Genomic DNA, 12,832 nt, shown 5'->3' with positions numbered 1-12,832 from the left:
TCGCGTTGCCGACGGTCGGCGCTCCCGCGCTATCCCTTGACGGCTCGGGCGGAGTTCCACAGGACGCCCCGGTTCACCCGGTCGGGATACCGCCGGACCATCTCGTCGTACAGTTCGACGGCGCTGGTCGTGCTCTCCGCAGCCGCCTCGAAGTCCTGGATGTAGCGGCGGGTCTCCTCGATGGTGTGCGGGCCGTCGTCGGCGCCGGGGCGCTTGTGGCCCGCGATCACGGCGACCGGCCGCAGGGCCGCGACCGTGTCCAGGGCCGCCAGCCAGGCCTGGCTCCCGCCGTTGCCGCACTCGGCGAGATAGAGGTGTACGTCGTTGTAGACGGAGTCGCCGGCGACCACCAGCCCGATGGAGGGCACGTGCAGCGCGGTGGTGTCGTCCGTGTCGCTGTGCCCGAGCTCGATCGCGATCAGCCGCTGCCCCTCCAGGTCGACGACGTGGTCGGCCAGCGGCTCGGCGACGATCGGCCGCTGGGGTATCTGGTCGGGGAAGGCGGGACGCCAGTACCCGTCGAGCCACTCCGGGCCGACCTGCGCCCGCATCCGCCGCACCACGCTCGCGGTGGCCACGACCTTCGCCTCGGGAAAGCGCTCCAGCACCACGGACGCGCCGAAGAAGTGGTCCCCGTGGCCGTGGGTGACGAAGATCGTGGTCAGGTTCCGGCCCACGCCGGCCACCCAGTCGGTCAGCCGGCGCGCCTCGTCCACGGTCATCAGCGCGTCCACCAGGACCGCGTCGTGGTCACCGTAGATCAGGGTGGCGGAGGTGGGCGACCACTGCCGCTGCGTCTCGCCGGGCGGCAGGTCGTCGGAGACCGCCGGCTTCGGCGGCGCCACGTACGTGCAGTAACTGAGCGAGACCATTCCCCCACACAACCACGAGAACTTCCCCACCGACGGCGCAACGGAACAGCCGACGGCGCGACGGGGGCCGGAGGTGGCGGGCGGGTCAGCCGGGGCAGCCGGTGGTGGTGGCCGCCCGGATCCGGCCGTCGAGGGCCTCCACCACGACGCTGAGCGGACCCGCGCGGTAGGCGTACAACTCGGGGGTGTCGGCGACCACCACGGTGCCGGCGGGGGCCGGCAGCAGCGTGCCGGGCGGCGCGGCCGGGACGCCCCGTCCGGTGGCCCGGACGGTCCAGACCCGGCCCTGGCCGGGGCAGGCCGCCGCGGTGGGGCCGGCCGGGGCGACGTCGGTCGCGCCGAGGGCGGTGAGCACCCGCGCGGGGTCCGGGTCGGCGGGCGGCAGCGGCGGTACGGCCGGGCCGTCGGAGCCGTCGGAGGTCGGTCGGCATCCCGTGCTGACGGTCAGCGTCACCAGGCCGGGTTCGGACACCTCCCCCTCGACCAGCACGAACTCCCCGGCATCGGCCCAGAGGCTGCGCGCCGCGCCGTCCGGCTCCCGCCCGACGCCGGCGTGGTAGTGGGGCGGCAGCCGGTCGGCGATCCGGTCGAGCGCCGCGTCCGCGTCCGCCGCCGGAGCACGGAGGGTCACCCCCGCCTCCAGCGTGGCGCCCTCGCGCAGCGGGGTGAGCCGGCAGCCGGTACGCCGGCGGGGCTCGGCCAGCTCCACCACCACCTCCGGCCCGGCGGCGACCACCAGGTCACCGACCGCCCGCTCGACGACCGGGGTGGCCTGCCCCACGCTGCGCTGCTCCCGCACGGTCGGCTCGTCCCGGTGCACCGAGACGGCGGTGGCCACCAGCAGGACCACGGCCCAGCCCGCCACCCCGGCGTGCAGCCAGCGCCGCCGGCGGTTGACCGGAGGGGTCGGCGGGGCCGGGGGCGGCACGGAGTGGGTGGTCACGCCGCCATGGTGGCACGGTCGGGCCGGTGCGGATCAGCCGCCCGCGCTGAGCCGGTAGCCGACGCCGCGGACGGTCTGCACCTGCGGCCCGCCCTCGACGGCGCGCAGCTTGCGGCGGAGCCGTTTCACGGCGGAGTGCAGGATGGCGGTGTCGCCGAGGTAGGCGCCGCCCCAGACCGAACCGAAGAGCCGCTCGTAGGTCCAGACCCCGAGCGGCGGGCTGGCGAGCCGGGCCAGCAGCTCCCGTTCCAGTCGGGTGAGCGCGAGCGGCTCGCCGCGCCAGGTGACCAGGTGGCCGCCGGGGTCGACGGAGAGGTCGCCGAGGCTGACCGGCGCGCTCGCCGCCGGTTCGGTCCCGTTTCCGGTCAGCGGGAAGAGCATCGCCCGGAGTTCGGCCAGATCCGAACAGATGACCACGGTGCCGAAGTCGTCCAGCCGCCGGACCACGCGCTCGCGCACCGCCACGTCCGCCGAGACGCACACCACCAGTGGGACCTCACCGTTCGCCACCGCCGACCTCCCCGCCACCTCGGGCGCGAGCCTCGCCTTCTCGGATCCCGAGGTCTCGCCGTGTCCGGGTGCCAGCCAATCCGGTTTGGCCGGGCGAGTCAACAACGATGCCAACCAATGTATGGCAGGTTTCTGACTTTTGACCGAAATACGGCCTGTTACTGCCCGAATACTGCTTGGCGTGGAGGATTGATCACTTCCCCCCGGCACCACAGCATGACTCTTAGCCGATGTGGGGGATGCACTGCGTAACACCGCTCAAACCCACGCGTGCCGCCAGCCCGGAACATCCGGAGCTGGATGGTCGGCACCCGCGCCCGCGCGGGTGCCGGAAAGTGGGGGAGGAAGCATGCCACATCAACCAACCGGCCGGCGGGGGAGCCGGCCGAGACTCTGGCGGACAGTCGCCGCCGGGGTCGCCGTGGTCCTCGGTCTGACCGCCCAACCCGCCGTCGCCACCGCCGCCGGGCCCAGGGCCCCGGTCGACGCGGAACTGCTGGCCGAACTGGCGGCCGGCGGAAGCACGAGCTTCACCGTCTACCTGCGGGAGCGGGCCGAGCTGGGCCGCGCGGCGCGACTGCGCGACTCCGACGACCGGGCCACCGAGGTCTACCGGCAGCTCACCGGTACCGCCGAGCGCAGCCAGCGCGGGCTCCGCGCCGAACTGGACAGCCGCGGCACCACGTACCGGGCGTTCTGGATCGCCAACGCGCTGCGGGTGGAGGGGGACCGCGGCCTGGTCGACGCGCTCGCGGCCCGCCCCGAGGTGGCGAGCATCGAGCCGAGCCGCAGCTACGAGCTGGTCAAGCCCGTGGCCATGACCCCGGACACCCGATCCGGGGTGGACGCGGTCGAGTGGAACGTGGACAACATCGAGGCGCCCCGGGTCTGGTCCGAACTGGGCGTACGCGGCGAGGGGCTGGTGGTCGCCAACATCGACAGCGGCGTCCAGTACGACCACCCGGCGCTGGTCGGCAGCTACCGCGGCAACAGCGGCGGCACCTTCGAGCACAACTACAACTGGTTCGACCCGGCCGAGGTCTGCCCCAGCCCGGCACCGTGCGACAACAACGGCCACGGTACGCACACCATGGGCACGATGGTCGGCGGCGACGGCACCGGCAACCAGGTCGGCGTCGCCCCCGGGGCGAAGTGGATCGCCGCCAAGGGCTGCGAGACCAACAACTGCAGCGACGCCTCGCTGCTCGCCGCCGGTCAGTGGGTGCTCGCCCCAACCGACCTGAACGGACAGAACCCCCGGCCCGACCTGCACGCCGACGTGGTCAACAACTCCTGGGGCGGCGGTCGCGGCGACGAGTGGTACGAGCAGACGGTCGACGCCTGGCGGGCCGCCGGCATCTTCCCGAGCTTCTCCGCCGGCAACAACGGCCCGGGCTGCAACACCACCGAGAACCCCGGCGACTACCCGAACACCTACGCGACCGGGTCGTACGACGTCAACAACGTCATCTCCGGCTTCTCCGGCCGGGGCACCTCCAGCATCGACGGCGGGGTGAAGCCGAACATCTCGGCGCCGGGCAGCAACATCCGGTCCAGCATCCCGGGCAACGGCTACGGCCTCGGCAGCGGCACCTCGATGGCGTCTCCGCACGTCACGGCCACCGTCGCGCTCGTCTGGTCCGCCGCGCCGAGCCTGCGCGGCGACATCGCCGGCACCGAGCGGCTGCTCGACGACACCGCCACCGACGTCGACGCGCTCACCTGCGGCGGCACCGTCGACGACAACAACACCTTCGGCGAGGGGCGGCTCAACGCGTACCAGGCGGTCAACGCCGCACCGCGCGGCGCGGTCGGCCGGATCACCGGCACCGTCACCGACGCCGACGGCGACCCGGTCGCCGGAGCGCGGGTGCGCGCCGGCACGGTCAACACGGTGACCGGACCGGACGGCGGATACGCGCTGACCGTGCCGGCCGGTGAGCACCAGTTGACCGTGACCGCGTACGGCTACACCACCGGCACCGCGACGGTGACCGTCGCCGAGGGCGAGGGGGTGGTACGGGACTTCACCCTCGCCGCCGCGCCGACGGTACGGATCTCCGGCCGGGTGGTCGACGGCTCCGGACACGGCTGGCCGCTGTACGCGAAGATCGAGGTCGCCGGCGTGCCCGGCGGTCCGGTCTTCACCGACCCGGTGACCGGCGCCTACGCCCTCACCGTCCCCGGCGACGCGACCTACCGGCTCAGCACCACCGTGCGCTACCCCGGCTACCGGCCGGTCACCACCGAGATCGAGATCGGCACCGAGGCGCGCACCCTGGACATCCCGGTCCCGGTGCAACCCGCCTGCACGGCCGCCGGCTACCTGGCCGGGACGAGCGACCCGCTGCTCGCGGAGAGCTTCGACGGCACCGGCACCCCGGACGGCTGGTCGGTGGTGAACCGGACCGGGGACGGCGGCTGGACGTTCACCGACGACGGCGAACGGGGCAACCTGACCGGCGGCAGCGGCGGCTTCGCGATCGTCGACAGCGACAGGCTGGGCAGCGGCAACACCCAGGACACCGACCTGGTCAGCCCGCCGCTGGACCTCTCCGCCGCCACCGCCCCACTGCTGCGCTTCAACAGCGACTGGCGGGCCGTGGGAGTCAGCGACACCGCCGACGTCGACGTCTCCACCGACGGCGGCGCCACCTGGACCAACGTCTGGCACCAGACGGCCAGCCTGCGCGGCCCGCGGGTCGAGGAGGTGCCGCTGGACGCCGCCGCCGGAGCCGCCGACGCCCGGGTCCGGTTCCGCTTCACGGGCTCCTTCGCCTGGTGGTGGCAGGTCGACAACGTCCAGCTCGTCAACCGGCTCTGCACCCCGGAGCCGGGCGGCCTGGTCGTCGGCTTCACCACCGACGCCAACACCGGCGCCCCGCTCGACGGGGTGACCGTCACCAGCGTCGGCGAGCCGCTCGACTCCGGCGTCTCGGTGGCGACGCCGGAGGATCCGGCCATCCCGGACGGCTTCTACTGGCTCTTCTCCAGCCTCACCGGGCCGCAGCAGCTCAGCGCCGGGCTACCGCCGTACCGGGCGGCGGCGGAAACGGTGACGGTCGTCGCGGACAGCACCCGGCGGGCCGACTTCGCACTCCAGGCCGGTCGGCTGACGGTCACCCCGACCGACATCGAGATGCACCAGCCGTACGGCAGCACCCGCACGGCCACGGTGACGGTGACCAACACCGGCAACGCCCCCGCGACCGTGGGAACCCTGGAACGGGCCGGCCGGTCGGCGCTGCTCTCCCGCAGGGGGGCGGCGCTGGTCGAGCGGCCGGTCAAGGGCATCAGCAAGGGCCGCACCGGCACCGCGTACCCCGCCGGGGCGGGCGCCAGCACCGCGCCGCTGGTCGACGAGGCGTGGAGCCGGCTCGCCAACACGCCGGCCGCACTCTTCGACAACTCCGCCGCCACCCTGGACGGAAAGGTCTACTCGATCGGCGGCGGCGCCGGCACCGGCACCGAACGCAAGGCGTGGGTCTACGACCCGGCGGCCAACTCGTGGACGGCCCTGCCGGACCTGCCGACCGCCCGGTCGAAGCCGTCGGTCGCCGCGCTGAACGGGCGGATCTACGTCCTCGGCGGCTGGGGTGACGGCTCCCTGCCGGTGGCCACCGTCGACGTCTTCGACCCGGCCAGCGGCACCTGGCGCACCCTGCCCGGGGTGGCGAACCCGGTGCCACGGGCGGCGACCGCCAGCGCGGCCAGCCACGGGAAGGTCTACATCGTCGGTGGCTGCGGCGATGAGGAGTGCGCGGTGGACTCCACCGACGTGGTGGTCTTCGACCCGCTGACCAACCAGTTCACCGCGGTGGCCGACTATCCGCAGCCCGTCTCGTGGCTGGCCTGCGGCGGGATCGGCGGCCGGGTCTACTGCGCCGGCGGGGTCGGTGCGACCGAGTTCGACAACGGTTACGCCTACGACCCGGACGCCGACGCCTGGTCGCCGCTGCCGGACATGCCGCTGGACCTGTGGGGCTCGCCGTCCGCCGCCGCCGGTGGCCTGCTGGTGCTGGCCGGCGGTGCCACCGCCAACTCCAGCGCGCTGACCAACCGGACCGTGGGGTACGACCCGGTGGCCGGGGCCTGGGTGGACCTGCCGAACGTGCAGTTCGCCCGCTACCGGGGCGCGGCGTCGTGCGGGGCGTACAAGGTCGGTGGTTCGCCGTCCTCGTTCGTGGGCTCGGTGGAGTCCGAACGGCTCGGTGGCCTCGACCTCTGCGCCGAGGCCGGGGAGGCGCCCTGGCTCAGCACGACGCCGACCGGGTTCACCCTGGCACCGGGCGAGTCGAGGGCGGTGACGGTCACCCTGACCGCCACGGCCGCCACCGGCGTCGCCCAGCCGGGCAGGTACGCGGTCGAACTCGGGCTGGTCACCGACACGCCGTACCCGGTGCCGGTGGTCGACGTCGAGATGAACGTGTCGCCGCCGGCGAGCTGGGGCAAGCTCCAGGGCGCCGTGCTCGGCCGGACCTGCGGCGGCGCCGAGGTGCCGCTGCGGGCCACGGTACGGGTCAACCCGGCCGGTGACCCGGGCACCGGGTACACGCTGTCGGCCGACGCCGAGGGGCGCTACGCCTACTGGCTGCCCCGGGGCCGGTACGACGTACTGGTCGCCAAGGACGGTTGGGTGCCGCAGGCGAAGCGGCAGCAGATCCAGCCGGGCCTGGTCAGCACGCTCGGCGTCGTACTCGATCCGGTGACGCCCTGTCCCGCGCGGCTGGGCGGGATCTGAGGCGGAGGTACCCGCTCCACCGGTGGCCGCCGGACCCGCCCGGGGTTCGGCGGCCACCGCCGTCCGGCCGGCGTTCCTTCGCCGATCGGGGCGGCCGGCCCGACCGGTGTTCCTAGGATGGGGTGGCGCCCGCCCGGCCGGGCGGGGCGTGTGCGAACGATCCCGAGGAGCCACAGATGACCAGCCGTCCTCCGGTGCCCCCGTTCACCCGGGAGACCGCGACCCAGAAGATCCGGATGGCCGAGGACGTCTGGAACTCCCGGGACCCGGAGAAGGTCGCGGCCGCCTACACCCCGGACAGCCGGTGGCGCAACCGCGCCGAGTTCCTCACCGGGCGGGACGAGATCGTGCGGTTCCTCCAGCGCAAGTGGACGCGGGAGCTCGAATACCGCCTGGTCAAGGAACTCTGGGCGGTCGAGGGCAACCGGATCGCCGTGCGGTTCGCCTACGAGTGCCACGACGACTCCGGGAGCTGGTTCCGCTCGTACGGCAACGAGAACTGGGAGTTCGACGAGAACGGGCTGATGCGGCTCCGGCTGGCCAGCATCAACGACCTGCCGATCCAGGAGTCGGAGCGGAAGTACCACTGGCCGTTGGGACGCCGCCCCGACGACCACCCCGGGCTGAGTGACCTCGGGCTCTGACCCCCCGGGACCCCGCCCCGGGGATCCGGGCCGGGCGCGGGTGCCGACGGCTGCACCGGCCACGGTCGAGGGTGGACGGGTCCCTGGTGTCCCGGCCCGGCGCCGGAGCCGTCCTCTCGATATGAATACGTTTTTGGATCGCCTTGTACCGCGCTGGCAAGATGACCACCGTGTCAGATGCGCAGTACAGCTACGTGGGGCCGCCGGACGCGCCGGACCGGTATGAGCTGATCGAGCGGCGTGCCGCGGGTGGCGAGGGCGAGGTCTGGCGGGCCCGCGAGCACCACGGCACCGTCGCCTTCTCGTACGCCGTGAAGATCCTCCGGGTGCCGGAGGAGGACCAGGGCGACCGTGGCCTGGAAGGGCTCCGGCTGCAGGCCGCGCTGGCGACCCAGCTGGAGCATCCGGCGCTGGTGAAGGTGAAGGACGTCTTCGTCGGGCCGCCGCCGCATCCGGCGGGGCAGGCCGCACCCGATGCCGGGCCGCGGCTGTACTTCGTGATGAAGTGGATCGAGGGGCACAGCCTCCAGGAGGGCCTGGAGCGCGGTGACGTGCGCGGGTTGGACATCCTCCGGCCGCTCGAACCGATCGCCGAGGCGGTCGACTATCTGCACAGTGGCCGGGACACCGACGGGATACCGGTCCTGCACCGGGACATCAAACCGGCCAACATCCTGGTCGCCGGCGACGGGCGGGTCTACCTGGTCGACTTCGGCCTGGTCCGGCTGCACAGCACCAGCGGCACCGCCCGGCTGTACGGCACGGCGCCGTTCATGGCGCCGGAGTCCCTGGCCCGGGGCGAGTACACCCCGGCGACGGACCGCTACGCCCTCGGCGCGACCGTCTACTACGCCCTGACGGGCGAGATGCCGGTGCCGGGGGACACCGAGGGGATGACCGAGCGGCTCACCGCCGCCCTCGGCCCGGGGCAGGACCGGGTGGTCCGCGGGATCCTCTCGATGGTCGCCGTGGTCGGCGACCGTCGGCCCTCCGCCGCGGCGGCCTGGATCCGCGCCCTGCGCGGCGCACCGATGGAGACCTCGATCGGCGAGCCGTCCCGACCGGCTCCACCGCCGCCGACCGCCGGGCCGGCGGACTACCCGCTGCCCCCCGGCGTCCGCCCGTCGTCCGCCCCGCCGCCGACCGCCGGGCCGGCGGACTATCCGCTGCCGCCGGGCGCCCAGCCGTCGGGCGCCCCCGGCCCCCGCCCCTCCTCGGGCCCACCGGCGCCCGGCCCCGGTCCATCGGGTTACCCGCCACCCCCGGGCACCCCGCCGTCGAGCGGCCCGCCCGCCGGGCCCTCGCACTACCCGATGCCCCCCAACTCCGGCCCGGTCGGCTACCCGCTGCCGCCCGGTCCCGGCCCCTCCGGCTTCCCCGGCCGGCCACGGAAGAAGTCCAAGGTACCGCTGATCGTGGCCATCGTGTCGGTGCTGGTGTTCCTCTCCTGTTTCATACCGGGGCTGGTGAGCATCCTGAACGCCGGCGGGTTCGGCGGCGGCAACGGCGCCAGCCCGGCACCCAGCATCGACCGTGCCTCTCCGCCACCGGCGGTCACCGCGCTGGAGCCGGTGCTGCTGTCGGTGGCCGACGTCATGTCCGCGCTGAAGGTCGGAGAGCGTGACACGGTCAAGCCCAGCGCGGCCGAGGAGACCCTGCAGGGCGGCCCGGCCGACCTCAGTTTCTGTTCCGACGGAGGCCGCGTCGACGGCGCCGCGATCGGGGCGAACAGCAGCAACGGCTACTGGGTGACGACCGGCACGTACCCGCGGATCGGCTCGGCGGTCGCCGGCTTCTACGGCAACGCCGCCGACCCGTTCCTCGACGCCGCCCGTGCTGCGGCGCAGCGGTGCGAGTGGCGGTCGTTCACGGTGCCCAAGCTGGGCCAGGAGTCGTTCGGGGCCACCATCGACACCTCCATGGGCACGTACCAGGTGATCATGGTCCGCTCCGGCCAGGTGCTTTTCGAGGTGGCGATGGACACCAACGCCAGAGGCGTGAGCGGGCAGAGTGAACTGATCAAGATGGCGACCTCGATGTCCAAGCGGCTGCCGAAGATCAAGGCGAGCCGGTGACCGCGTCGGGGCCGGTGGCCGGGTGAGCGCCGCGCTGCTGGTCGGGGTACCGGGCGAGGACGGGGAACGCCGGGTCACCGAGGATGTCGCGCCGCTGCGGATCGGTCGTGATCCGCTCTGCCCGATCGTGGTGGACGACGCGCGGGCCTCCCGCGAGCACCTGGAGCTCACCTACCGGGCCGGACGGTGGCGCCTGCGGGACCTGGGCAGCCGGAACGGCACCTTCGTCAACGGCCGGCAGGTGCACGAGCTGGAGCTAACGGACCCCTGTGCGGTACGGCTCGGCAACGCCGTCGACGGTCCGGCGCTGACCTTCCGCCCGGACGGGCGTCCCGCTCCCCCGCCGACGGTGACCGATTCGGCGCAGTCCGGCCAGTTGACCGAGGTGCGGCCGAGCCGGTTCGCGCCCGGTGCCGAGCCACCACCCGGGGCCCGCTTCGCGCTGGGCCGGATGCCGTCGGCCACCTACCGGCCCGGCGGACGCGTCCGGATCGGCCGGGCGCCGGACAACGACGTCGTCCTCGACGACCTGCTGGTCTCCCGCTACCACGCCGACCTCGTCCGGGACGGCGCCGAGTTCCACGTCATCGACCTGGGCACCCGCAACGGCACGTACGTCAACGGCCGTCAGGTCGAGCGGGCGGTGGTGCGCGCCGGGGACCTGCTCTCGTTCGGCCACCACCAGATGGTCTTCAACGGCGTCGAGCTGCACGAGTACGTCGACGCCGGCCGGGTGTCGCTGCGCGCCGAGGGGCTGACGGTCACGATCGGCGGGCGGGACCTGCTCGCCGGGGTCTCGTTCGACCTGGACGAGTGCAGCCTCCTCGCGGTGGTCGGCCCGAGCGGCGCCGGCAAGTCGACGCTGCTGGGTGCGCTGACCGGCAACCGCCCGGCGCAGTCGGGCACGGTGCGCTACCAGGGTCGCGACCTCTACGCCGACTACGCCGACCTGCGGCACCGCATCGGCCTGGTGCCGCAGGACGACATCCTGCACCGCCAGCTCACCGTGCGCCGCGCCCTGCGATACGCGGCCGGCCTGCGTTTCGGTTCGGACGTGACGCCGGCGGAGCGGGACGAGCGCATCGACGAGGTGCTGGGCCAGCTCGCCCTGACCGCGCACGCCGACCAGCGCATCGACACGCTCTCCGGCGGGCAGCGCAAGCGCACCTCGGTGGCGCTGGAGCTGCTGACCGAACCCTCCCTGCTCTTCCTCGACGAACCGACCTCGGGGCTCGACCCGGCGCTGGACCGGGACGTGATGCACGGCCTGCGGGATCTGGCCGACCGTGGCCGGACCGTCGTGGTGGTGACGCACAGCCCGCTGCACCTGAACGTCTGCGACCGGGTGCTGGTGCTCGCCCGGGGCGGGGCGGTGGCCTACTTCGGCCCGCCGGACAAGCTGCTGGAATTCTTCGGCGCCGCCGAGTACGCCGACGTGTTCACCGCCGTTGCCACCCAGCCGGAGGTCTGGACCGCCCGGTTCGCGGCCATGCGCCGTTCGGAGGCGAAGCCGGCACGCACCGAACCGCCGGCGGTCCCCGCCGCCGCACCGCCGCGCCAGGGGTGGTGGCGGCAACTGGAGATCCTCACCCGACGCACGGTCGCGGTCACCCTCGCCGACCGGTTGTACGCGGGGCTCTCCATCGGCCTGCCGGTGGGTCTCGCGGCCCTGCTGCACGTGGTGCCCGGCTCCGACGGCCTCGGGATACCCGCCCAGCCGCCCGGGCGCAGTACCGAGGCCGCCGAGCTGCTGGTCATCCTGATCACCGGCGCGATCTTCATCGGGCTGGCCGGCGGCATCCGGGAGTTCGTCGGGGAGGGCGCCATCTACCGCCGCGAGCGGGCGGTCGGGAGGGCGCCGGGCGCCTACCTGAGTTCCAAGCTGATCGTCTTCGCCGTGCTGAACGCGGTACAGGCGGCACTGTTCGTGCTGCTCGGCATGGTCGGGCGGGCGGGGCCGCGCGACGCGCTCGTGCTGGGCTCGCCGCTGTTCGAGCTGATGGCGGTGGTCTGGCTGACCACGCTGGCCGCCACCGTACTGGGGCTGCTGGTCAGCGTGTACGTCTCCACCAGCGAGCAGACGATGCCGGTGCTGGTCGGGCTCGTGATGGCGCAGCTCGTGCTCTGCGGTGGCCTGTTCGCCGTGGTCGAGCGCGCCGGCATCGAACAACTCTCCTGGCTGGCCCCGGCCCGCTGGGGGTACGCCGCCGCGGCCGCCACGGTTGACCTGCGCGCGATAATGCTGAAGCCCTCGACGGACGCGCTCTGGGCACACACCGCGGGGGCCTGGTCCTGGGCGATGCTCGTCCTGGCCAGCCAGACCGTGCTGCTGACCGCGGCGGTGCGGTGGGCGCTCCGGCGCCACGAGCCCGCCCTGCAGAACCGGAGGAGTCGCACGTGAGCCGCCGCAAGAATTCGTCCGCTCTCGACGCCGTGCTCCGCGACGGCTGGAGCAGCGCCTGCCGACTGTACGAGCACCTGCTGCACGGCGGCCAGCTGGTCGCCCTGCCCCCCACCGGCCTGCGGCTGGGTCACGACGAGACGATCTTCGGCGACACGGTGCTGGGGTACGCCCGCTTCTACGGCACCAGCGCGCAGTACCGGGAGAGCAGCCACCTCTGGTTCGGCTCGACCAGCTTCGTGCTCGCCGGCATGGCCGGGGACGCGATCAGCAACGCCAGCGCCCGCAACCGCGCGGCGGCGATGGCGGCGGCGCAGTGGCGGGACCAGGCGCAGGTGCGGATGGTCCTGACCAACCAGCGGCTGCTCGGCGACTACCAGGGCAACCTGCTGAGCTTCTGGCACAACGGCGTACTGGAGATGACCGCCGACCTGACCCAGTGGTCGTTCGTGCTCCGCTACCAGGAGGGCCATCCGCTGATGCTGCACGGCCCGGCCGCGCCCTGGTACGCGGTCGCGGTCGCCTGGCTGGTCTTCGGCCCGCAGGGCATGCGGCTGCCGGCCCTCGCGCCGATCATCGAGGCCGTGTCGCAGCGCTCCCGCGCCATCACCGGCGAGGTCGTGCCCGACAAGCCCTGACCGGCAGC

Annotated in this window: 8 protein-coding genes; 5 read left to right on the top strand and 3 right to left on the bottom strand. The window is 73.7% G+C overall.

Annotation, left to right across the window (positions count from 1 at the left end):
• Positions 1-29: 29 nt before the first annotated feature.
• The 3 genes from ACQEUR_RS09185 to ACQEUR_RS09175 all read right to left on the bottom strand — a co-directional run bounded on the left by ACQEUR_RS09185 (position 30) and on the right by ACQEUR_RS09175 (position 2,280).
• Entirely contained in the window at positions 30-872 is an 843-nt protein-coding gene (locus tag ACQEUR_RS09185) for an MBL fold metallo-hydrolase (RefSeq protein WP_433028357.1), read from the bottom strand.
• Between the two features lie 85 nt (positions 873-957).
• On the bottom strand, positions 958-1,815 hold the full coding sequence (locus ACQEUR_RS09180) for a hypothetical protein (protein ID WP_433028354.1): 858 nt from the start codon (positions 1,813-1,815) through the stop codon (positions 958-960).
• A 33-nt stretch (positions 1,816-1,848) separates the two neighbouring features.
• Positions 1,849-2,280, bottom strand: a complete 432-nt coding sequence (locus ACQEUR_RS09175) for a winged helix-turn-helix domain-containing protein (RefSeq protein WP_433028971.1) — start codon at positions 2,278-2,280, stop codon at positions 1,849-1,851.
• Between the two features lie 394 nt (positions 2,281-2,674).
• Between ACQEUR_RS09175 and ACQEUR_RS09170 the strand changes: the two genes are divergently transcribed.
• The 5 genes from ACQEUR_RS09170 (at position 2,675) to ACQEUR_RS09150 (ending at position 12,824) form a co-directional block, all read left to right on the top strand.
• Positions 2,675-7,066 carry a S8 family serine peptidase gene (locus tag ACQEUR_RS09170; RefSeq protein WP_433028351.1) on the top strand — a complete coding sequence of 1,464 codons (4,392 nt, stop codon included), beginning with the start codon at positions 2,675-2,677 and terminating at the stop codon, positions 7,064-7,066.
• A gap of 176 nt (positions 7,067-7,242) precedes the next feature.
• Positions 7,243-7,710, top strand: coding sequence for a DUF1348 family protein (locus tag ACQEUR_RS09165; RefSeq protein WP_433028348.1), 468 nt, complete (start codon positions 7,243-7,245; stop codon positions 7,708-7,710).
• 170 nt (positions 7,711-7,880) lie between these two features.
• Positions 7,881-9,785 (top strand): serine/threonine-protein kinase, encoded by a 1,905-nt coding sequence (locus tag ACQEUR_RS09160; RefSeq protein WP_433028345.1) that lies wholly within the window; start codon positions 7,881-7,883, stop codon positions 9,783-9,785.
• A 22-nt stretch (positions 9,786-9,807) separates the two neighbouring features.
• Positions 9,808-12,186 carry an FHA domain-containing protein gene (locus ACQEUR_RS09155; protein ID WP_433028342.1) on the top strand — a complete coding sequence of 793 codons (2,379 nt, stop codon included), beginning with the start codon at positions 9,808-9,810 and terminating at the stop codon, positions 12,184-12,186.
• Positions 12,183-12,824: a hypothetical protein gene (locus ACQEUR_RS09150; RefSeq protein WP_433028339.1), complete on the top strand. Its 642-nt coding sequence runs from the start codon at positions 12,183-12,185 to the stop codon at positions 12,822-12,824. Before ACQEUR_RS09155 ends, ACQEUR_RS09150 begins: the two co-directional genes overlap by 4 nt.
• Positions 12,825-12,832: the final 8 nt, after the last annotated feature.

It is taken from the genome of Plantactinospora sp. CA-290183 (assembly GCF_050936375.1).
Taxonomy (GTDB): Bacteria; Actinomycetota; Actinomycetes; order Mycobacteriales; family Micromonosporaceae; genus Plantactinospora.
Note: the sequence above shows the minus strand (reverse complement) of the source record. Positions and strands in the feature narration are given on the sequence as shown.

Bases quoted from the DNA above. Each gene is read 5' to 3' on its own strand.
- ACQEUR_RS09185 (WP_433028357.1), bottom strand. From the start codon at position 872: ATGGTCTCGCTCAGTTACTGCACGTACGTGGCGCCGCCGAAGCCGGCG.
- ACQEUR_RS09170 (WP_433028351.1), top strand. From the start codon at position 2,675: ATGCCACATCAACCAACCGGCCGGCGGGGGAGCCGGCCGAGACTCTGG.
- ACQEUR_RS09165 (WP_433028348.1), top strand. From the start codon at position 7,243: ATGACCAGCCGTCCTCCGGTGCCCCCGTTCACCCGGGAGACCGCGACC.